The organism is Streptomyces sp. NPDC003032 (genome assembly GCF_053591415.1).
The window spans coordinates 1-20,272 of the sequence record NZ_JBSFTT010000042.1 but is presented as its reverse complement, the minus strand read 5'-3'; the positions used below and the strand labels follow the sequence as shown (position 1 = coordinate 20,272).

At 72.0% G+C, this 20,272-nt stretch carries 23 protein-coding genes; 8 read left to right on the top strand and 15 right to left on the bottom strand.

Annotated elements, in window-relative coordinates:
- The first annotated feature begins 107 nt into the window (after positions 1 to 107).
- Positions 108 to 1,136, top strand: coding sequence for a CopD family protein (locus tag ACWDZ7_RS36375; RefSeq protein WP_451803022.1), 1,029 nt, complete (start codon positions 108 to 110; stop codon positions 1,134 to 1,136).
- Here the strand turns inward: ACWDZ7_RS36375 and ACWDZ7_RS36370 are convergent.
- From ACWDZ7_RS36370 to ACWDZ7_RS36345, 6 genes are all read right to left on the bottom strand, one after another.
- The gene (locus ACWDZ7_RS36370) at positions 1,043 to 1,804 is read right to left on the bottom strand and encodes a lysoplasmalogenase (RefSeq protein ID WP_451803021.1); all 762 of its coding nucleotides are present in this window, start codon (positions 1,802 to 1,804) and stop codon (positions 1,043 to 1,045) included. The two genes, ACWDZ7_RS36375 and ACWDZ7_RS36370, sit on opposite strands and share 94 nt — an antisense overlap.
- Positions 1,801 to 2,772 carry a sterol desaturase family protein gene (locus ACWDZ7_RS36365; protein WP_451803020.1) on the bottom strand — a complete coding sequence of 324 codons (972 nt, stop codon included), beginning with the start codon at positions 2,770 to 2,772 and terminating at the stop codon, positions 1,801 to 1,803. The genes ACWDZ7_RS36370 and ACWDZ7_RS36365 overlap by 4 nt, the downstream gene beginning before the upstream one ends.
- A 132-nt stretch (positions 2,773 to 2,904) precedes the next feature.
- Positions 2,905 to 4,155, bottom strand: a complete 1,251-nt coding sequence (locus ACWDZ7_RS36360) for an amidohydrolase family protein (RefSeq protein WP_451803019.1) — start codon at positions 4,153 to 4,155, stop codon at positions 2,905 to 2,907.
- Complete coding sequence (locus tag ACWDZ7_RS36355) at positions 4,152 to 5,471, bottom strand: amidohydrolase family protein (RefSeq protein ID WP_451803018.1); 1,320 nt, start codon at positions 5,469 to 5,471, stop codon at positions 4,152 to 4,154. Before ACWDZ7_RS36355 ends, ACWDZ7_RS36360 begins: the two co-directional genes overlap by 4 nt.
- A 14-nt stretch (positions 5,472 to 5,485) precedes the next feature.
- Complete coding sequence (locus tag ACWDZ7_RS36350) at positions 5,486 to 6,370, bottom strand: SDR family NAD(P)-dependent oxidoreductase (RefSeq protein WP_451803017.1); 885 nt, start codon at positions 6,368 to 6,370, stop codon at positions 5,486 to 5,488.
- Position 6,371: 1 nt separating this feature from the next.
- A complete protein-coding gene (locus ACWDZ7_RS36345; RefSeq protein WP_451803016.1) occupies positions 6,372 to 7,169 on the bottom strand; it encodes an acetoacetate decarboxylase family protein in 798 nt (265 codons plus the stop codon).
- Positions 7,170 to 7,242: 73 nt separating this feature from the next.
- Here ACWDZ7_RS36345 and ACWDZ7_RS36340 point away from each other — a divergent pair, with 73 nt between their 5' ends.
- The 6 genes from ACWDZ7_RS36340 (at position 7,243) to ACWDZ7_RS36315 (ending at position 12,716) form a co-directional block, all read left to right on the top strand.
- Positions 7,243 to 7,878, top strand: coding sequence for a TetR/AcrR family transcriptional regulator (locus tag ACWDZ7_RS36340; RefSeq protein ID WP_451803015.1), 636 nt, complete (start codon positions 7,243 to 7,245; stop codon positions 7,876 to 7,878).
- A gap of 31 nt (positions 7,879 to 7,909) precedes the next feature.
- Complete coding sequence (locus tag ACWDZ7_RS36335; RefSeq protein ID WP_451803014.1) at positions 7,910 to 8,905, top strand: DEDDh family exonuclease; 996 nt, start codon at positions 7,910 to 7,912, stop codon at positions 8,903 to 8,905.
- Between the two features lie 131 nt (positions 8,906 to 9,036).
- Complete coding sequence (locus tag ACWDZ7_RS36330) at positions 9,037 to 9,270, top strand: hypothetical protein (RefSeq protein WP_451517466.1); 234 nt, start codon at positions 9,037 to 9,039, stop codon at positions 9,268 to 9,270.
- A 58-nt stretch (positions 9,271 to 9,328) separates the two neighbouring features.
- Positions 9,329 to 10,117 (top strand): SURF1 family cytochrome oxidase biogenesis protein, encoded by a 789-nt coding sequence (locus ACWDZ7_RS36325; RefSeq protein ID WP_451517467.1) that lies wholly within the window; start codon positions 9,329 to 9,331, stop codon positions 10,115 to 10,117.
- Positions 10,118 to 10,171: 54 nt separating this feature from the next.
- Positions 10,172 to 11,956, top strand: a complete 1,785-nt coding sequence (locus ACWDZ7_RS36320) for a glycoside hydrolase family 15 protein (RefSeq protein ID WP_451803013.1) — start codon at positions 10,172 to 10,174, stop codon at positions 11,954 to 11,956.
- 4 nt (positions 11,957 to 11,960) lie between these two features.
- A complete protein-coding gene (locus ACWDZ7_RS36315; RefSeq protein WP_451803012.1) occupies positions 11,961 to 12,716 on the top strand; it encodes an SDR family oxidoreductase in 756 nt (251 codons plus the stop codon).
- Positions 12,717 to 12,766: 50 nt separating this feature from the next.
- Here ACWDZ7_RS36315 and amaP read toward each other — a convergent pair whose 3' ends face one another.
- The 5 genes from amaP to ACWDZ7_RS36290 are packed head-to-tail and all read right to left on the bottom strand — an operon-like array spanning position 12,767 to position 15,136.
- Positions 12,767 to 13,354: an alkaline shock response membrane anchor protein AmaP gene (gene amaP, locus ACWDZ7_RS36310; RefSeq protein WP_451803011.1), complete on the bottom strand. Its 588-nt coding sequence runs from the start codon at positions 13,352 to 13,354 to the stop codon at positions 12,767 to 12,769.
- Positions 13,351 to 14,028 carry a DUF6286 domain-containing protein gene (locus ACWDZ7_RS36305; RefSeq protein WP_451803010.1) on the bottom strand — a complete coding sequence of 226 codons (678 nt, stop codon included), beginning with the start codon at positions 14,026 to 14,028 and terminating at the stop codon, positions 13,351 to 13,353. Before ACWDZ7_RS36305 ends, amaP begins: the two co-directional genes overlap by 4 nt.
- Positions 14,025 to 14,369, bottom strand: a complete 345-nt coding sequence (locus ACWDZ7_RS36300; protein ID WP_451803009.1) for a hypothetical protein — start codon at positions 14,367 to 14,369, stop codon at positions 14,025 to 14,027. The genes ACWDZ7_RS36305 and ACWDZ7_RS36300 overlap by 4 nt, the downstream gene beginning before the upstream one ends.
- Before the next feature lie 3 nt (positions 14,370 to 14,372).
- On the bottom strand, positions 14,373 to 14,558 hold the full coding sequence (locus ACWDZ7_RS36295) for a hypothetical protein (RefSeq protein WP_451803008.1): 186 nt from the start codon (positions 14,556 to 14,558) through the stop codon (positions 14,373 to 14,375).
- Between the two features lie 38 nt (positions 14,559 to 14,596).
- On the bottom strand, positions 14,597 to 15,136 hold the full coding sequence (locus tag ACWDZ7_RS36290) for an Asp23/Gls24 family envelope stress response protein (RefSeq protein ID WP_451803007.1): 540 nt from the start codon (positions 15,134 to 15,136) through the stop codon (positions 14,597 to 14,599).
- Between the two features lie 95 nt (positions 15,137 to 15,231).
- Between ACWDZ7_RS36290 and ACWDZ7_RS36285 the strand changes: the two genes are divergently transcribed.
- Complete coding sequence (locus tag ACWDZ7_RS36285; RefSeq protein WP_451803006.1) at positions 15,232 to 16,008, top strand: nucleopolyhedrovirus P10 family protein; 777 nt, start codon at positions 15,232 to 15,234, stop codon at positions 16,006 to 16,008.
- A 38-nt stretch (positions 16,009 to 16,046) separates the two neighbouring features.
- Here ACWDZ7_RS36285 and ACWDZ7_RS36280 read toward each other — a convergent pair whose 3' ends face one another.
- From ACWDZ7_RS36280 to ACWDZ7_RS36265, 4 genes are all read right to left on the bottom strand, one after another.
- Positions 16,047 to 16,850, bottom strand: a complete 804-nt coding sequence (locus ACWDZ7_RS36280; protein WP_451803005.1) for an enoyl-CoA hydratase/isomerase family protein — start codon at positions 16,848 to 16,850, stop codon at positions 16,047 to 16,049.
- Positions 16,851 to 16,997: 147 nt separating this feature from the next.
- Entirely contained in the window at positions 16,998 to 17,216 is a 219-nt protein-coding gene (locus ACWDZ7_RS36275) for a helix-turn-helix domain-containing protein (RefSeq protein WP_451517477.1), read from the bottom strand.
- Between the two features lie 373 nt (positions 17,217 to 17,589).
- The gene (locus tag ACWDZ7_RS36270; RefSeq protein WP_451803004.1) at positions 17,590 to 19,188 is read right to left on the bottom strand and encodes an ABC-F family ATP-binding cassette domain-containing protein; all 1,599 of its coding nucleotides are present in this window, start codon (positions 19,186 to 19,188) and stop codon (positions 17,590 to 17,592) included.
- 163 nt (positions 19,189 to 19,351) lie between these two features.
- On the bottom strand, positions 19,352 to 20,272 hold a 921-nt coding region (locus tag ACWDZ7_RS36265; protein WP_451803003.1), incomplete at its 5' end, for a hypothetical protein.

Sequence of the window (20,272 nt, the reverse complement as noted above, 5' to 3'; positions counted from 1 at the left end):
GGTGACGGTGTGACGAGGGGGCCGGGCGGTGGTGCACCGCCCGGCCCCTCCCTGCTCCCGACTTGCCGGGTGCGGTCACCCCTGGTGAAGATCTTGTGGTGAGTTCCATGCGACCGTCTTCCGGGGGCGAGGTGGCGGCCGCGCCCCCCGCCTCGCACCACGCCCCGCGTCGACGGCCTTCCGTCGGGCGCGCCGTGGCCGTGCTCGTCCTGGTGGCCGTCGCCGCGCTGGTCCCGCTGCTCGGCCCCTCGGTCGCGCTGCGCGGCACCGGCGAGGCGCAGGCCCCCGGCACGGGCGGGATCACGTTTCTGCGGGCGGTCGTATTCGGCGCGCTGTGCGTGCAGCTGGGCGAGGTGTTCGGGACGCGGCTCGCCCGCCGTGTCCCGGGGGCGCCGCTGGACCGTGTGCCGCGCGGCTGGGCGGCGTACGCGGCGTGGGCGGGGTGCGCCGCGGCGCTCGGGCTCGCCGCGATCGTGGCTAACGGCAATCTCGTCCCGCAGCAGCTCTCCGACCTGGACATCGGGCGGCTCTACGACTCCCGGGACGGCAGGCTCGCCCTTCTGGAGGTCAACGCCTTCGTCGTGGCCGCGCTGTGCGCCCGCTCGCGGCGCCCCGCGGTGGCGGCTCTCCCCCTGGCCGCCGTGATCGTCGCCGAGGCGCTGCGTGCCCACCCTCCGGTGGAGGACTCCCCGCTGGTCGGCAGCGGTCTCACGCTCGTGCACCTGACGTGCGGGGCGCTATGGGCGGGTGGTCTGCTGTACGTCCTGCGGATGCTGCGGCGGTGGCGGACGACCGCTCCGGAGGCGAGCGTCGCCGTTCTCGGCCTCTACGCGCGCGTGGCCGCCGTTCTGTTCGCGGCCATCACCGTGACCGGGATCTGCAGCACGCTGCGCCGGATGCCGCCGAGCACGGTCGTGGACCAGCTCACCGAGACGGCGTACGGCCGCACGCTGCTCGCCAAGGTACTGCTCGTGGCCGTGGTCGCCGTGCTCGCGCTGCTGGCCCGCCACCGGCTGCGCGGCACGGGCGACCGGCTCCACACCTACGTCCCCGCGCGCGCAGAGGTGATGGCGCTGGCCGTGGTCGTCGTGCTTTCGGCGCTGCTGACCGCGGTGCCGGTGCCGATCCGCTGGTGACCTTCGCACTGGAGGGTTGTGACCAGCACGGCTCTGGCCAGCAGGAACTGCGCCGCGATGTAGGTGAGCATGATCGCGAAGTCGGGCCGGGGCAGCTGCGGCCACTCGGCGACGCCGGTCGCGATGAGCGTGTCCGACAGCAGGAACAGCGCCCCTCCGGCGGCTGCCGTGAGGCCCAGCGTGGTCGCGCCGAACGCCATGGTGGTGAGCAGCAGGCTGTAGCCCGCGACGGGGCCCCGCATGTCGGCCGGCAGGTCAGGCCAGAGCAGCGCCACGGTGACGGCGAGCGCGAGGGCGTAGGCCGCCACGAGCGCCGCTCCACGCGCGCGTGGCGAGCCGCCCGTACGGGCGTACCTCGTGGTGTCGCCGTACCGCTTGAAGAGTACGAGGTAGCAGATGTGCCCGGCGGCGAAGGAGCCCATTCCGGCGAGGAAGGCGGGTTCGGCGTCGAAGAGCAGGAGGGTGTCGCCGCCCCAGCCGAGGAGGAGGGCGGCGATCAGGAGTCGCGGGCCCCGCCGCACAGCCGCGTACGCCGCGAGGAGCGGCATGAGCAGCGGCTTGAGGACGGCGTGGCCGGGGTCGAAGTCCGCGAGAAGCGCGAGGAGGTCCCCGAGCGCGGCGAGGCCGAAGGCGCCGAGGAGCAGCCTCGGCGCGGGCCGCCCCGTCATGCCGCCCGCTCCGCGACCGTCGCCTCGGCGGCTGCTGTCTCGGGGGTTGTCGCCTCGGCGGCTGTCGCCTCGGGGGCTGTCGTCTCGGAGCCTGTCGCCTCGGAGGCCCGTACGGGGGCCGTGGGCGCCTCGGGAGCCTTCGGCTGCCATCCGGGGCCGCGGAGGACCCGCCCGGCCCGCTCTCGCCAACTGGTCGCCGCCTTCACGTCCTTGGCGATGGCGGCGTACTCGTGGGTGGCGACGCGCAGCGGGTTGTACGTGGTGATGTTCTTCGTCAGGCCGTACACGGGGCGGTCGGTCTCCGCCACCCAGGAGCCGAACACGCGGTCCCAGACGATGAGGATGCCGCCGAAGTTGCGGTCCAGATAGCCGCCCTGGGACGCGTGGTGGACGCGGTGGTGCGAGGGCGTGTTGAAGACGAACTCGAAGGGGCGGGGCAGCTTTTTGATGCGCTCGGTGTGGATCCAGAACTGGTAGACGAGGTTGGCCGAGGAACAGAAGGCGAGCGCCGCCGGGTGGACGCCGCAGGCGATGAGCGGCAGGTAGAACGGCCACACCGTCAGGCTCGTCCAGGGCTGGCGCAGCGCCGTCGTGAGGTTGAACTTTCGGCTGGAGTGGTGCACGACGTGGCAGGCCCACAGGATGCGGATGACGTGGTGGCCCCGGTGCGACCAGTAGTAGAAGAAGTCCTGCGCGAGGAGCATCAGCGGGACGGTCCACCACAGGACCGGCACGCGCAGCGGCGTCAGCGCGTAGACGGCCGAGTAGATCGCGACGATCGGGATCTTCCACAGGAAGTCGAAGGCGAGGCTGCCGAGGCCCATGGTGACGCTGGTGGTGGCGTCCTTGGTCTCGTACCCGGCGGCGTCCTCATCGGGATGGATCCGGTGGCTCACGATCTCGACGACGGTGAGCAGCACGAAAGCCGGGATGGACCACAGCACGACATCGGGCAGGTTCGGGGACATGCGTGCACCGTAGAACGGCTCCCCGCCCGCGACTAGAGGTTGTTACCGACAAGTATTACCGGCGGTACGGGAGCGGATGTTGGTGATCCTCGCCAAAGGCCCTGCCGCAAACACCGGCCGCTCCCGCCGAGGTCACCAGACGCGCACCGACCCTCCCGGCGCGAACACCGGGCTCGTCGCGTCGGCCGGGGCCCCTTTGAGGGGTTCGTCCAGTTCCTGGACCGTGGGTCCCACGCGCGCGGCGATGCGCCCGAGCCGCTCCAGGTCGAAGCCGTAGACACGGGCGGTGTTGCCGCCGACCATGGCCGCGATCTCGTCCCTGGGCAGGCCCGCGTAGGCGACGCGCAGGCCCTCGCGCGAGTAGGGGTGGGTGCCCTCGTCGTGGGGGTAGTCGCTGCCCCACATGATCTTGTCGAGGCCGATACGGTCCCGCAGGGCCGCCTCGTGCGGGCGCATGAAGCTGGCGCCGACGAAGCAGTTCTCGCGCCAGACGTCGGAGGGGCCCTTGCCCATCGCCTCGGCGAGGCCCGCGCCGAACTTCGACTCGGCCGTATCGGCGCTCCCTGTCCTCGTCGCCGCCGCGACCAGGCGCGCGTGGTAGTAGTCCAGCATGTCCAGGACGCCGGGGATCCAGCCGGAGCCCTGCTCGGTGAGGACGAGGCGCAGCCCCGGATGGCGGCGGAAGGCGCCGCCGAAGACGAGGTGCCACAGCGCCCGGTGCGAGAACCACGTCGTCTCGACCATGAACACCGCGCGCGCGGCGGGTTCCTCGCCCAGCGGCGGCGACGCCGAGCCCGCGTGGTGGTTGACCGGCACGCCCAGCTCGGCGCAGGCCGCCCAGATCGGGTCGTACGCCGCCGAGTGGAGCTCCGGCAGGCCCGAGCCCGGCGGGGTGCCGGGCAGCAGGAGCCCGCCCGTGAGGCCGGCCTCCACCGACCGGTGGATCTCCTCGACGGCCTGGTCGACGTCGTTCAGGAGGATCTGGAAGACGCCCGCCCTGCGGCCGGGCGCGGCGGCGCAGAAGTCGGCGAGCCAGCGGTTGTGGGCGCGCAGACCCGCCCAGCGCAGCTCGAACTCCTCACGGGTGGGGGCCGGGGCCATCAGCGAGGCCGAGGGGAAGAACGGCGGGATGGTGTTCGGGAAGACGACCTCGGCGACGATGCCGTCCGCTTCGAGTTCGGCGATACGGCGGTCCGAGTTCCAGTTGCGGTCGGCGGTGTCCGCGAGGAGATCCTCGTACGGATTGACGTACGTGGCCGCCCAGGCGTCGAACGCGTCGTGGTGGCGGGACTCCAAGTAGGGCTTGTAGTCCAGGAGATCGGCGCCCGCGTGGCAGTCGGCGGAGATCACGGTGTAGCGCTCCGCGCTGGTATGTCCGCTCATGTGTCCGCCCCCAGTACCGGGAAGTCGTGGTCGGTCAGCCAGTGGCGGCCCACCTCGCGCGAGCGGGCCCACGAGGCCTCCACGGCCGCTTGGTCGGTGTCCTGTCCGAGGTCGGCGGGGGTCGGGCCGATGCGGCGTGCCAGCGGCGCGAGCCTGTCCGTGTCGAAGCCGAAGACCTCGGCGGCGGCGAGGCCCAGCATGCGGCGGCTCTCCCCCACCGGGATGTCGTGGAAGGTTTTCCGCAGCCACGCGCGCGTGTCGGGCCATGTGCCCTCCGGGTGCGGGAAGTCGCTGCCCCAGAGGATGTTGTCGACGCCGATCTCGTAGCGCTGGGCCAGCTCGCGGCGCTTGGTGTTGGTGGCGCAGACGAAGAGCTGCCGGTCCAGGTACTCGTGCGGCGGGCGCTTCAGCTCGGCGAACGGGGAGAGCTTCTTGCCGCCGTGCGCGCCCAGATAGAGGCGGTCCATGAACCACAGGAGGTTCGGCAGCCACCAGCAGCCGGACTCCGCGACGCCGAACCTCAGCCCCGGGTGGCGCTCGAAGACGCCGGACCAGAGCATGAACCACAGCGGCCGGGCGGGCCACCACGTCACTTCGGAGACGTAGATCCCGAGGTGGTCGCCGTACTCGTGGCGGGGTGCCGCCCCGGAGTGCGTGAGGACGGGCATCGCGCACTCGGCCGCCGCCGCCCACACCGGGTCGTAACGCCGGTCGTGGTAGGGCGCCTTGTCGACCCACATGGAGGGGATCATCAGCGCGCCGAGCCCCGACTCCTTGGCGCGGTGGATCTCGGCGACGACGCGGTCGACCTCACCGGTGACGGGCAGCAGGGCGACGCCGCAGTGCCGTTCGGGGTGCTCGGAGACGAACTCGGCGAGCCAGCGGTTGTGCGCCCGCGCGCCCGCCATGCCGAGCTCGGGGTCCTGGTCTCCGGAGAGGCCGAGGCCGACGCCGAAGGGCGCGGCGGTCTGGCTGTCCACGGCGTCCGCGTCGGGGAAGACGACCTCGGCGGCCACGCCGTCGCCGTCCAGTTCCTTGAGGCGCTGCGCGGTGTCCCAGCCGCCGCGCAGGCCCTCCTCGTTGTCGTGGAACCACTTGGCGGCGAACGCGTCGTTGCGGATGCCTAGCCGGGTCGCCTCCTGTCGGCGTGCGTCCCGCTCCCCGAGGAAGTCGTCGAAGGCGCGGTGGAAGCGGCTGTCCAGGTAGGGGCGGTACTCCTCGGTGGGGAGCCCGGCGTGGCAGTCGGAGGAGATGATCAGGTACGGGTCCTGCGGCGTCTGCGGGTCCTGCGGGTTCTGGTGACCCTGGTCGCTCATCGTTGGCGCTCCTTTCAGTCCAGGATGAAGTTCTCGAGGTACGTCGGGTCGGAGCGGTCGAGCATCGACCGCGACCTCGCCTTGATCTGCCGGTCGCTGTGCTCGCTCTCCGGAAGCAGCCAGAAGCGGCCCGCCGCGATGCCGTCCGCCACGAAGTCCGCGACCTGCTCGACGGGCGTGAACCGCACCTCCTGCCCGGCATCCTTCATCGCGGCCTCCCACTGGTCGAGGCTGCGGTAAGGGGTTCTGCGGGGGCGGGACTTGGCGTACCGGTCGGGCCGGTTGCGGTGCGACTCCCACAGGCCCGTGCGGAGCATGTGGGGTCCGGGGAAGAGCACGGAGGCGCCCACGCGCGCGTGCTCCGCCTTCAGATGCGCGTACAGGGACTCGGTCATCGTCACCACGGCCGCCTTGGTGACCGCGTACACGGAGGCGGTGGGCAGCGGTGCGATGCCGCCGTCGCCGGAGGAGGTGTTGACGACGTGTCCGGGCTCGCCGCCCGCGATCATCCGGGGGACGAAGGCCTGGATGCCGTGGAAGACGCCCCACACATTGACCTCGAAGGCCCACTTCCAGTCGTTCGGCTCGTGCTCCCACATGCGGCCCTCGGCGCCCGAGCCGACGCCCGCGTTGTTGCACAGCACATGGACGGCGCCGAACGTGTCGTACGCCTCGTCGGCGAGGGTGATGACCTGCTCGCGGTCTCCGACGTCGACCACGCGCGCGTGCACGGTGGCTCCGTCCTCGCGCAGCCCCGCGGCGGCCTTCTCCAGGGCGCCGCCCTCGACATCCGCGAGGAGGACCTTCAGGCCGTCCGCCGCGAACCGCCGCGCCATGGCGAGCCCGATGCCGCTCGCCGCGCCGGTGACGACGGCGACCTGTCCTTCGCGCAGCTCCATCTCAGACGCTCCCCTCGGGCGGGCCGTCGAGGATCTGCGCGGGATCGTCGTAGCGCTGGTGGATGTAGGGAAGCAGGGCCTGCGCGCTGACGCGCTCCACGACGCGGCCCTGCTGGTCCGTGGTCTTCTCGCCGATGGTGATCTCGACGATCGCCCGCACCGGCAGATCGGCCACCGGGTCGTACATCGACTCCCGCAGGACGACGTCGCCGGTGATGCCCTCCAGCTTGCGGACCTTCTCGTTCCGTACGCAGTGCACGAGCACCGGGTCGGCGTCGAAGCCCGAACCGTCCACCCCGGGCAGGAACTTGAAGTAGAAGTCCGTCTTCCGGGTCGGCTCCGGGAGCGGCAGCGCACCACTGACCGCGCCGCGCACCTCCACGAACGCGATGCCGTGCCGGGCCAGCGAGGCACGTACGACCATGCCGTCGCGCTCGACCTCCACCTCGCCGAGCTTCTTCGGCTCGCCGAAGACCTCGCGCCCGCCGATCAGGGCCCGCTCATGGGTCATCGGCATCACCAGCGGATACCAGCCGGCCACTCCCCCGTGCTCGGCGGCGACGGCCACCGAGCCCGCGCCGAGCGGGTAGCCGGGCAGGTCGACCTTGCTGATGTTGGCCCGCACCAGGGGCCGCCCGGCGGGCTTCAGCGGGGGCGGCAGGACCGCCGCGACCGCGTCGGGATCGCTCTCCCAGACGGCCACCACGCCCGTGGACCAGATGTCGGGGAGCTTGGAACTCGCGGTGCGCGCGGCGGCGATCTCCGCCTCGGTGCGCGCTCCGTACCGTACGCGTGCCATGTCGTACCACCCTTCGTCAAGCTTGTGGTAGTCGGGCTTGCGGCTGCTCTGTAACACAGTTACAACAGGAAGCGTGAAGGGTAAAGAGACGCGTACGCACCTCAGCAGAGACGACGTGCTGGACACCGCCGCACGTCTTGTCAAACGGCATGGCCCGCGGTCCCTGACGATGCGCAGGCTGGCCGCCGAGCTGGGCGCCGCCGTCACCTCGATCTACTGGCACGTCGGCAACCGCGAGGCGCTCCTGGACGCCCTCGTCGAGCGCACCCTCGCCGACCTCGGCGAGATCCGCCCCACCGGCCGCACCCCCGCGCGGCGCGTCGTCTCCGTGGCCCGCGCCCTGCGCCGCCAACTGCTCGACCATCCGCACCTCGTGGCGATGGTCCACGAACGTGGCCTGACCGAACGGATGTTCCTGCCCGCCCAGCGTTCCCTGGTCCACGAAGTGCACGAGGCGGGCCTGCGCGGTGCCCGTGCCGCCGACGCCGTCCGCGCCGTCCAGGTCCATGTCGTCGGCCACGTCCTGGTCGAACGCAACCGTGAACGCGCCCCGGCCCAGCATCCCGCCGAGGAGGAGCTGTGGACGGCCGAGGCGGCGGAGCGGGACGGCGCGCTCGCCCGCGCGCTGGCCGGACCCCTCGATCCGGAGGCCCTGTTCACCACCTCCGTCAAGGCTCTGGTGACGGGGCTTCTCGGACCGGGGGCATGACTGTCGGTGGCGGCCCGTATCCTCATGGACCATGCTCGAAGACCGCACGACCGCAGCGTCCGCCATCCCCTGGCCGGCCGCGTATCCAACGGGGTACGCGGTCGTCGACGTGGAGACCACCGGCCTGGCCCGCGACGACCGCATAGTGTCGGCGGCCGTCTACCGCGTGGGCGCCCAGGGCGAGATCGAGGACCACTGGTACACGCTGGTCAATCCCCAGCGCGATCCGGGCCCCGTCTGGATCCACGGCCTCACCAGCGAGACGCTGGCCCAGGCGCCGCTGTTCCCGGACATCGCCGAGGAGTTCGCGAGCCGCCTCGAAGGCCGCGTCCTCGTCGCGCACAACGCCGTCTTCGACTGGTCGATGATCGCCAGGGAGTACGCACGCGCGGAGCGCACCGCCCCCGTGCGCCAGCGGCTGTGCACCATCGCGCTCTCCAAGGAGCTGGCGCTGCCCCTGCCCAACCACAAGCTGGAGTCCCTGGCCGCCCACTTCGGCGTCGAGCAGCGCCACGCGCACAATGCCCTGGACGACGCGCGCGTGCTCGCCGAGGCGTTCCGCCCGAGCCTGCACGCGGCCGCCGGCGGCAATGTGCGCCTGCCGCTCCTGGAGTGCCGCCCGCTCACCGAGTGGTCCGACGGCGCGCCCCGCGTCGTCCGCCAGTCGACGGGACCGGCGCCCTCCTCGTCGTACCGGCCCGGAAGTTGGCGCCCCTCGCGCAAGCGCCCGGCGTGCCCGTATCCGAACCCGGGACGTTACGAACCGGGCAAACCACTCAAGCAGGGCATGCGGATCGCGTTCTCCGGAGACACCTCCGTGGAGCGCGAGCTGCTTGAGGACCGGGCGGTCGAGACGGGCCTGCACATCGCGACGAGCGTGTCGCGTCTCACGAGTCTGCTCGTCACGAACGACCCGGACTCGGGCACTTCCAAGACCGTCAAGGCGCGCTCGTTCGGCACGCCGGTGATCGACGAGGCCGCCTTCGGGCAGCTCCTCCAGGACGTGGCGCCCGCCACGGACGAGTGAACCTTGGGGCGGTGACCGTCGCACGGGTGACGACGTGGTCGGCGAGTCCGCGACCGTCAGACGGGTGATTGCGGGCGACTCGCCCGCCGACCGCTCGCACCGCACCGCCGCGGCGCCCCACCCTGTGGCGCATGGCACGTTGCGAGGTCTGCGGAAACGACTACGGCATGTCCTTTGAAGTGCACGCACAAGGCGCGGTGCACGTCTTCGACTGCTTCTCCTGCGCCATCCACCGCATGGCGCCCATCTGCGAGCACTGCCGGTGCCGCATCATCGGCCAGGGCGTCGAGGCGGACGGCCACTGGTACTGCGGTGCCCACTGCTCGCGCGCGGAGGGGCGGGTGGGCATCATCGACAAAGTCTGAGCGCCTCACGCCCGACCCCACCTCCAGGCACCTCACGACCGAGTTGTACGGTCGTGGGGTGTACCGCTTCCTCCTGACCCGGCAGTGGGTGATCCTCACCCTCATCGCCCTCGTCCTCATCCCTGTGATGGTCGAGCTGGGTTTCTGGCAGCTGCACCGGCACGAGCACCGCGTCGCGCAGAACCAGCGGATCTCCAAGGCGCTGGCCGCCGATCCGGTCCCGGCCGAGGAGATCACCTCCCCCGGCCACAAGGTGCCCAAGGAGGACCTGTACCGCCGGGTGAGCGCCAAGGGGACGTACGACACGGAGCACGAGGTCGTCGTGCGGCGCCGCACCGACTCCGACGACAAGGTCGGCTTCCATGTGCTGACTCCCTTCGTCCTGGACGACGGCAAGGTCCTGCTCGTCAACCGCGGCTGGATCCCCGCCGACGGGCCGCAGACCGCCTTCCCGAAGATCCCCGCCGCCCCCAAGGGCGAAGTCACCGTGACCGGCCGTCTGATGGCCGACGAGACGTCCGCGGCCAGCGGCATCAAGGACGTCCGCGGCCTGCCCGACCGTCAGATCATGCTGATCAGCAGCGGGCAGCAGGCCGACAGCCTCGGCAAGCAGGTCCTCGGCGGCTATGTCGAGCAGACCTCGCCCGACCCCCCGGGCGACACTCCCGAGCTGATCGGTGAGCCCGACCACAGCGGCATCGGCCCGCACATGGCGTACGCGGTCCAGTGGTGGCTGTTCGCCGCGGGCGTCCCCGTCGGCTGGGTGGTCCTGGTCCGCAGGGAGCGCCGTGACCGCGCGGCCGCCGCGGAGGCTCCCGCCCCGGAAGCGGCACCGGCGACCGCCTGAGTCCACCCGAGTCCCGTTCGATTGACAAGGGCCTCCCCCGGGAACCCGTTCCGCGTGCCCCGACCAATCGAAGACTTCGCGCTCATCGGCGACCACCAGACCGCCGCCCTCATCGGCAAGGACGGCTCGCTGGACTGGCTCTGCCTGCCCCGCTTCGACTCCGCCGCCTGTTTCGCCGCGCTGCTCGGCGACGAGGAGAACGGCCACTGGCGCGTCGCCCCGAAGGACGCGGGCCCGTGCAGCCGCCGCGCCTACCGCCGCGACTCCCTCGTCCTGGACTCCGAATGGGACACCGAGGACGGCTCGGTGCGCGTCACCGACTTCATGCCACAGCGTGACCGCTCCCCCGATGTCGTACGCATCGTCGAAGGTCTCAAAGGCAGCGTCACCGTGCGCAGCACGCTCCGGCTCCGCTTCGACTACGGCTCGGTCGTGCCATGGATGCGCAAGGTGGACGGGCACCGCGTCGCCGTCGCGGGGCCCGACTCCGTGTGGCTGCGCAGCGAACCGCCCGTGCGCACCTGGGGCCGCGACTTCGGCACCCACTCCGAGTTCACCGTCAAGGAGGGGGAGAAGGTCGCTTTTGTCCTTACTTGGCACCCCTCGCACGAGCCCCGCCCGCCCCTCGTCGACCCGTACGCGGCGCTGCGCGACAGCCTGGCGGACTGGCGCGCCTGGTCCTCCCGCTGCCAGTACGACGGCCCGTACCGCGACGCGGTCATGCGCTCGCTCATCACCCTCAAGGCCCTCACCTATGCCCCGACCGGCGGCATCGTGGCCGCCCCCACCACCTCCCTGCCGGAGGAGATCGGCGGCGTACGCAACTGGGACTACCGATACTGCTGGCTGCGCGACTCCACCCTCACCCTGGGCGCGCTGCTCATGGCGGGCTATCTGGAGGAGGCCGAGGCCTGGCGCGACTGGCTGCTGCGCGCGGTCGCGGGCAACGCGTCCGACCTCCAGATCGTGTACGGCCTCGCCGGCGAGCGGCGCCTTCCGGAGTACGAGATTCCATGGCTGCCGGGCTACGAGGGCTCGGCGCCCGTGCGGATCGGCAACAAAGCCGTGGAGCAGTTGCAGCTCGACGTATACGGCGAGGTCATCGACTCCCTCTCACTCGCGCACCACGCCGGCCTCACCACCCGCCCCCCGGGTTGGAATCTCCAACTCTGTCTCCTGGAGTTCCTGCGTGAGAAGTGGCGCGAGCCGGACCAGGGACTGTGGGAGGTACGCGGTCCGGGCCGCCACTTCGTGTACTCGAAAGTCATGGTGTGGGTCGCCGCCGACCGGGCGGTGCGCGCCCTGGAGGAGAACCCCGAGCTGCGCGGCGACCCGGACCGCTGGCGGAAGCTGCGCGACGAGGTCCACCGGGAGGTGTGCGAGAAGGGCTACGACCCGGAGCGCAACACCTTCACGCAGTCCTACGGCTCCACCGAACTGGACGCCTCCTTGCTGCTCATCCCGCACACCGGCTTCCTGCCGCCCGACGATCCGCGTGTCATCGGCACGATCGACGCGGTCCGCTCGGAGCTCGACCACCACGGTCTGCTGCGCCGCTACACGTCCGACGCGAAGGTGATCGACGGTCTGCCCGGTGAGGAAGGCACCTTCCTCGTCTGTTCATTCTGGCTGGTGGACGCGTTGCACATGACGGGCCGCGCGAAGGAGGCGCGCGAACTCTTCGAGTACCTGGTGTCGCTGTGCAACGACGTGGGGCTGCTCGCGGAGGAGTACGACCCGGTGTCCGGGCGCCAGCTGGGCAACTTCCCGCAGGCGTTCAGCCACATCGGTCTGGTCAACACGGCTCTCGCGCTCTTCGGTGAGGACGCGGGAGGATAGGGCCATGGATCTTGGACTGAAAGACCGTGTCTACGTAGTCACCGGCGCGACCCGCGGCCTCGGCAACGCCACCGCGCGCGAGCTGGTCGCCGACGGCGCGAAGGCCGTCGTCACCGGCCGCGACGAGAAGACGGTCGCCGAGGCGGCCGCCGAGCTGGGCCCCAACGCGGTGGGTGTCGCCGCCGACAACGCCGACCCGGCCGTCGCCGACCGGCTGATCGCGGCGGCGCGCGAGCACTTCGGCGGCTTCGACGGCGTACTGATCAGCGTCGGCGGGCCCGCGCCCGGCTTCGTCGCCGACAACACCGACGAGCAGTGGCAGGCGGCCTTCGAGTCGGTCTTCCTCGGCGCGGTACGGCTCGCCCGCGCGGCCGCCGCGGAGCTGCCCGAGGGCGGGGTCATCGGGTTCGTGCTGTCCGGTTCGGTGTACGAGCCGATCGCGGGCCTGACGATCTCCAACGGCCTGCGGCCGGGGCTCGCCGGGTTCGCCAAGTCCCTGGCGGACGAACTCGGCCCGCGCGGCATCCGCGTCCTCGGCGTGCTCCCCGGCCGCATCGGCACCGACCGCATGCGCCAGCTGGACGGCCTCTCCCCCGACTCGGAGGCGACCCGTGCCGCCAACGAGGCGAGCATCCCGCTGCGCCGCTACGGCACACCCCAGGAGTTCGGCCGCACGACAGCGTTCCTGCTCTCGCCCGCCGCCTCATATCTGACGGGGATCATGGTGCCGGTGGACGGCGGAGCACGCAGCGGCTTCTGACGGGGGCACGGTCCCGGCGTCCGGGGGCCGCCTGAGGGGCCTTACGGGCCTCAACTCACGCGCCCCGCGCGGTGCTTGACGCCCCGCAGCCGTAGCGTAGCCGGCAGGCTCGTCAAGCCTGCCGAGTCGCGGGCGCGTGCGAGGATCTCCGAGGAGAAGCGGTGCAGCGTGTCGGCCGGGGTGGCGTCGGGTGCGAGGGTGAGTTGTACGCGTGCTCGCGGGGCGGCGCGGCGGCCCCTCAGGGCGGCCTGGGCCCGGTCGACGCCGTCCAGTGACTCCGCCTCCCCGGCCAGGACGTTCTCCATGGCGCGCCCGCGCAGCAGCGCGCCCTCGCCGTCGCCGGTCTCCACCAGGACCTCCGCGAGGCGGCGCCTGCGCAGCTGCGCCGAGAGCCACCACAGGGCGAGCAGGACCAGCACGGCGAGGACGCCGATGACCGTGGGCCAGAACCATCCCTCGTCCCGCCACCGCGCCCGGTCGGCCGCGCTGACCAGGACGTCGTGCCGCCCGTCGTGGATCCACCAGGAGGGCGGCGAGGCGCCGAGCCCGACGGCGAGTACAGAGCCGCCGAGGACGAGCAGCACGAACCCGGCCAGGGCGAGGACCACGCGGTTGACCGTGCGGAGCATCGCACTCACCCCTTCCTGCCGGGCCGGGCGACGTGGACGGAGAGTCCGGGGGCGCGCGCGAGACCGAGATCACGGATTCCGTCGGCCAGCGTGGCGTCCAGGTCGCCGCGTACGTCGTCGAGTTCGCGGAAGTGGGAGACGGCCCGCACATCCACCTTGGAGCGCTTCATGCGGACCCGCACGGACTGCACGCCGGAGACGTCCATGGCACGGTCGCGCAGCACCGTGGCGGCGGCGCCGCGGTACAGCCCGGCGCGTACGTCGGAGTCGGTGCGCCGCATCGGCAGGAGCGCGCGCTGCCCGGGGGTCGCGGCGAGCACGATGAGCCAGAGTCCGACAAGAGCGGCGATGACGGCTCCGGCGAGCACCCCGTCGTCGTCGAGAGGGCGCTCGCCGAACTGGCGGGCGAGGTCGCGCCGCCAGCTCATCGCGGGGTGGTCGGCCCGCACGGCGACGACGTCGTACAGGAGCAGCCCCGCGCCGCCCAGGACCACCAGGGCGAGAAGGGCGGCGGGCACCCGGCGCGGCGACCAGAACCGGGACGCCTTGTCGTCGCCCGAGAGCGTGGGCAGCGGATGGTAGGTGGCACCGGAGGCCGACTGGTCGAGCTCATCCTCGCCTTGGCGGGCCTTCTCGACGACCGGCAGCGGCTGCGTGGCGCCGCTCCCCGGGGGCTCGCTCATCGTGTCCTCCCCTGTGCCGCGGCGCGTACCCGCGCCGAGTGCAGCCGCTCCACCTGGACGACCACCTCGGGCACGTCCATCCCCGCCAACGCTTTTACCCGCTCGGCGACTTGGTGACGCACGGCACCGCACTGGCGGCCGATGTCGCAGGGGTAGTCCAGTTCGAGGCTGACGCGGACGCGGGCGGTCTCGTGGCGTACGGAGACCGTGGCGTGCGGCGGTGAGCCGTCGGCCGGCACCGCCTCCATCGCCTCACGCGCCGCCCACGCGGCGATCTTCGCGACGACCCGGTCGGCGATCCGGGTGGCGCCGCGCTCCCCGGGCGCGACCTGTGCCGCCACCGCTCACCGCCGCCGGTCGCCGCGCGTGCGGAAGAACTCGCCGGGTTCCAGGTCCCCCTCAAGGAACCGGCCCGCCACGAAGCCGACGGCTCCCAAGGCGGCCACCAGCAGGAACGCCCCGAATCCGCCGAAGTATCCGGCGAAGCCGAGCGCCATTCCCGCCACCATGCCGATCACGGCCATGCTCATCGTGCGCTCCTTAGCGAGACGCGGCTGAAGGTTGGTACCTACTGGAGGCGGCCCTGAGGTTCCTCGTCGTCATCCTCGTCGGGCAGCTTCACATCGCTCACCGCGATGTTGACCTCGACGACTTCGAGCCCGGTCATGCGTTCGACAGCGCCGATCACGCTCTCCCGCACGTCCTGCGCGACATCGGCGATCGGCACGCCGTACTCGACGACGATCTCCAGGTCGAGCGCGGTCTGCACCTCGCCGACCTCGGCCTTCACCCCTCGCGATACGGATTTCGAGCCGCCGGGGACCCGGTCGCGCACGGCCCCGAAGGTCCGCGCGAGGCCGCCGCCCATCGCGTGCACGCCGTCGACGTCGCGCGCGGCGAGCCCGGCGATCTTCTCGACGACTCCGTCCGCGATGGTGGTGCGGCCCCGGCTCGCGGGGTCACCGCCACCGCGCCCGGTCGCGCCGCCCGCCAGACCTCGGCCTTGGCCTTGGCCTTGGCCTTGACGTTGACCTTGATCTTGGCCTTGGTTCGGGGAGTCCTTCTCCAGCGTCTGAGACGTCTTCCGCTCTCCGGTGTCGTCGGTCATCGCCGTCCCGTCCGTTTCGAAAGGGGATCTGCTTTCTTCGCCCACATTAGGACGGGTTGCGCGGCGGCGCCCCAGGGATGCGGCAGGGTGGGGCCATGACGGGTGACGATTGGACCCAGGCGGTACGCCGGCAGCTCGGCCTCGGCCGGGTGCTGCCGCTGGGCGGCGCGCGCGACGGCGCGTGGGTGACGGAGTCGGCGGTGGACAGCGTGCTGTGCCGTGCGGCGCGACCGGTCACCGGCGTGCGCCTGGGCAGGGTCCGCGTCGCCCTGGCCGACCCGGACACCGCGTACGTCGCCGCGGTGCCGCCACCGCCGAGCGCGCTGCCGCCCGGACCGCTGCGGATCACGGCGGACTTCGCGGTGGACTTGGGGGTGGACCTCGCGGCGGCCTTCGCGGCGGCGACGGCCCAGCCGCTGCCCGCCTCGGCGGACCGGCTGCGCGCCGCGCTCGGCGGGGCGGCACAGCGGCTCGGTCTGGTGGTCGACGCGGTGGATCTGCGGGTGACGGCGCTGCTGGACGAGGGCACCGGCCTCAAGGACGTACGCCCGGAAGCGGCCCGTGCGCCTGGGGCTCGGACGCCCCAAGGCGACGGCGACGAGGCGCGCGTGGGGCAGGCGGCTCTGTCGGTGCCCGGGGTGACCCGGCTGACGGGGGCGCTCGGCGCGGCGGCCGTGCACATCGAGGAACGCCCGGAGCGCCCGGCGGCGGGCGCGCTGCCGCGCCGCCACGCGCGCGTGGAGCTCGCGACGGACCGGGAGCACCGCGCCCTGGACGTGGCGCTCGCGGTCCGCGCGGCGGTCGGTGACGCTCTGCCGGACCGCCCTTCGGTGGCCGTACTCGTCACCGCGGTGGAGCAGGCCACGGAGTAGCCGTGCCCGCGGAGTAGCCCATGGCCGTGGAGCAGCCGTCAGTCGCCGAGGCCCGCGAGGTCACGCAGACGGCGGCCCTGTGCGGCGCGTTCGGCGACGCGCTGCTCCTCGTACGAACGGCCCGCGGCGCCCCGCAGCAGGGCCTTGGTCTCGATGACCGCGTCACGTGGCGCGGAGATCAGCGCGGCCGCCAAGTCCTTGGCCGCGGCGTGGAGTTGATCCTCGGGCACGACGAGGTTGGCGAGGCCCACCCGCTCGGCCTCGTCCGCGTGGACGAAGCGTCCGGTGGCGCAGATCTCCAGCGCGCGGGCATAGCCGACGAGCCCCACGAGCGGGTGCGTGCCGGTGAGGTCAGGGACGAGGCCCAGGCTGGTCTCGCGCATGGCGAACTGCACGTCGTCCGCCGCGATCCGCAGATCGCAGGCGAGCGCGAGCTGGAAGCCGGCGCCGATGGCGTGGCCCTGGACGGCGGCGATGGACACGATGTCGCTCCGCCGCCACCAGGTGAAGGCCTCTTGGTACTCGGCGATCGTGGCGTCGAGGACGCCGTCTTCGCCGCGCGCGAGGTCGATGAAGGACGGCTCGCCGTCGAAGCCCTCGGGCGTGAACGCCTGCCGGTCCAGGCCCGCGGAGAAGGACTTGCCCTCACCGCGCAGCACCACGACGCGGACGCTGCCCGGCAGCAGCTGACCAGCCTCGGCCAACGCCCTCCACAGCGCGGGAGATTGGGCGTTCCTTTTGGCCGGGTTGGTCAGCGTCACCGTGGCGACGGCCTCGTCGATGGTGAGGCGTACGCCGTCCTTGTCGAGAACCGGTGCGAGCTCGCTGTCGGACGAAGCCATGGGTGCCTCCGATGGGATGCATGCAGTCGGGCCGGGCGCACAGAAGCGCCCGTAAGTGACTGCACAGTAACCACCCGACCGATCAGACGATCGACCGGGTGGTCACCATCGGACCACTGAACAGCGTGAAACAGCGTGCCGCCTGCGTCAGCCGGCGGCCTTCTTGCCTCGCGTCGCCCCGCCGCGTCCCCGCAGCGTGACGCCGGACTCGCTGAGCATCCGGTGCACAAAACCGTACGAGCGGCCGGTCTCCTCGGCCAACGCCCGGATGCTCGCACCGCCGTCGTACTTCTTCTTCAGGTCTGCCGCGAGCTTGTCGCGCGCGGCGCCGGTAACCCGGCTGCCCTTCTTCAGAGTCTCGGCCACCCGTGCCTCCTCATGGGAAGTGCGCTCTGGACTTCTCATGATCACCCCTCCCGGGCTTCCTGGCCACCCATTCGGCAAGGTCCGTACGACAAGGTTTGGCTCTTCGGAAAGGGCCACCACGAGCGGAACTAATGATTCCGCCTGCTGGATTCCGTACGACGGATCGGACCGCGCGACGAAGGGCCAGGTCAGCGCGGTGCCGGGGCAGAAGGTCGCCTCCATGCCCCGACGGCACCAAAATCCGTGTATGCCACACCTCGGTACGAGGACAGCTCACACAGATGGGGGATCACGGATCGGCCGAATGATCCATACGCAGTGGATCAATGGTTCGATCACGCGAAGTGGACGCCGCCGCCCCTGGCGCCGGGGCTCAGGCGAGCGCCACGAGGTCCGCGTAGTCCTGGCCCCACAGGTCCTCGACGCCGTCCGGCAGCAGGATGATCCGCTCCGGCTGGAGGGCCTCGACCGCGCCCTCGTCGTGGGTGACGAGGACGACCGCGCCCTTGTAGGTGCGCAGGGCGCCGAGGATCTCCTCGCGGCTCGCCGGGTCGAGGTTGTTGGTGGGCTCGTCCAGGAGCAGGACGTTGGCCGAGGAGACGACGAGGGTCGCGAGCGCGAGCCGGGTCTTCTCACCGCCGGAGAGCACGCCGGCCGGCTTGTCGACGTCGTCTCCGGAGAAGAGGAACGAGCCGAGCGTCTTGCGCACCTCGACGAGGTCGAGGTCGGGGGCGGCCGAGCGCATGTTCTCCAGGACCGTGCGCTCGGGGTCCAGGGTCTCGTGCTCCTGCGCGTAGTAGCCGAGCTTGAGGCCGTGGCCCTCGATGACCTGGCCGGTGTCGGGCTTCTCGGCGCCGCCGAGGAGCCTGAGGAGCGTGGTCTTGCCCGCGCCGTTGAGGCCGAGGATGACGACCCGCGACCCCTTGTCGATCGCGAGGTCGACGTCGGTGAAGATCTCCAGCGAGCCGTACGACTTCGACAGGCCCTCCGCCATCAGCGGCGTCTTGCCGCACGGCGAGGGCTCGGGGAAGCGGAGCTTGGCGACCTTGTCGCTCTGGCGCACCGCCTCCAGGCCCGCGAGGAGCTTGTCCGCGCGCCGCGCCATGTTCTGGGCCGCGACGGTCTTGGTCGCCTTGGCGCGCATCTTGTCGGCCTGCGAGTGGAGCGTCGCGGCCTTCTTCTCGGCGTTCTGACGCTCGCGCTTGCGGCGCTTCTCGTCGGACTCGCGCTGCTGCTGGTAGAGCTTCCAGCCCATGTTGTAGACGTCGATCTGGGCACGGTTGGCGTCCAGGTAGAAGACCTTGTTGACGACCGTCTCGACCAGGTCGACGTCGTGGGAGATCACGATGAAGCCGCCGCGGTACGTCTTCAGGTAGTCCCGCAGCCAGACGATGGAGTCGGCGTCGAGGTGGTTGGTCGGCTCGTCCAGGAGGAGCGTGTCGGCGTCCGAGAAGAGGATGCGGGCCAGCTCGATGCGGCGGCGCTGACCACCGGAGAGGGTGTGCAGGGGCTGGCCTAGCACACGGTCGGGGAGGTTGAGCGCGGCGGCGATGGTGGCGGCCTCGGCCTCGGCGGCGTACCCGCCCTTGGTGAGGAACTCCGTCTCCTGGCGCTCGTACTGCTTGAGGGCCTTCTCGCGGGTGGCGCCCGCGCCGTTCGCGATGCGTTGTTCGTTCTCGCGCATCTTGCGCATCAGTACGTCGAGTCCGCGCGCGGAGAGGACGCGGTCGCGGGCGAGCACGTCGAGGTCGCCCGTACGGGGGTCCTGCGGCAGGTAGCCGACCTCTCCGGAGCGGCTGATGGTGCCGCCGGCGGGGATGCCCTCACCCGCCAGGCACTTGGTGAGGGTGGTCTTGCCCGCCCCATTGCGGCCGACGAGGCCGATGCGGTCGCCCTTCGCGATGCGGAAGGAGGCGTTCTCGATGAGGATGCGGGCGCCGGCGCGCAGCTCGATGCCGGAAGCGGTGATCACGGGGGTACTCCTGAACAGATGTGGACGGCGAGTGGGACGACTAGGTGCTCGGGACCGGTGTCTATGCCGTCCAACTGAGGAGAGGAGCTGCCATGGCAGCCATTCTAACGGGCGAACGCAACTAATTTTCTGGGCTCCGGCCGCCCGTGCCGCCCCCGCTGCGCTACTCCAGGTCGCCGTTGCCCAGTGGAGTGCGGCCGGGAACGATCCTTCCGCGGTCGTCCACCGCCATGACCTGGGACGTCCAGGAGGTGGCGGCGCCCGTGCAGGGCTGGGCGACCAGGAGGGCGCCGTCGCGGCGGAGCGAGCGGCCCGGTTCGAAGGCGCAGCCCCGGCGGGCGGGCAGCACCCAGCGCAGGTCGCCGTCCGAGGCGCGGTAGGCGGCGATGCGGTGCGGGGTGACGACCGCCAGCATCCGCGCCCCCGGGGTGAGCGGCCGCAGCACTCCGGCGCCGCCGCGCGCGGCCGGTGTACGCAGCCAGCCGGCGCTCTCCGGGATGGCCCGATGCCAGCGCACGGAGCTGCCCGCGTCGCGCTCGGTATCGGTGACCAGCCCGTCGCTCCAGAGCACGAAGGCGTGCCCGGGGGCGCCGAGCAGCGTGACGGGCCGACGCCCTTCACGCGTGTACGTCCAGCGACCCTCGCCGCTCCTTGTGTCGTACGCCTCGACGGCCCGCCCCTTTGTCCGCAGTGCGGGAGCCGCGCCGGTGTCCGCGCCCATGCCCATGCCCACGCGCGCGTGGGCATGGGCGGTGAGGTGGTCTCCGTAGGGGGCGGGCCGCGAGTGGTGGGCGGCGGTGATGAGGGGCAGGGCGAACAGCGCAAGGACGACGGGGAGCAGGATGCGGGCGCTTCTGTGGGCGGGGTGGGGGGGTGCTGCCCCGGTGGGCGCGGTCGCCGCAGAAGGCGCAGCTGGCGCGGCAGGCGTGGCGGTGCCGGTGGTGTTGGCGGGTGCAGCATGCGCGGCCAGCGACGGGGGCGCGGGGGATGCGGTGGGCACGGCAGGCGCGGGGGGCGCGGCGGGTGCGGCCGGCTCGGGGGACGCGGTGGGCACGGCAGGCGCGGGGGGCGCGGCGGGTGCGGC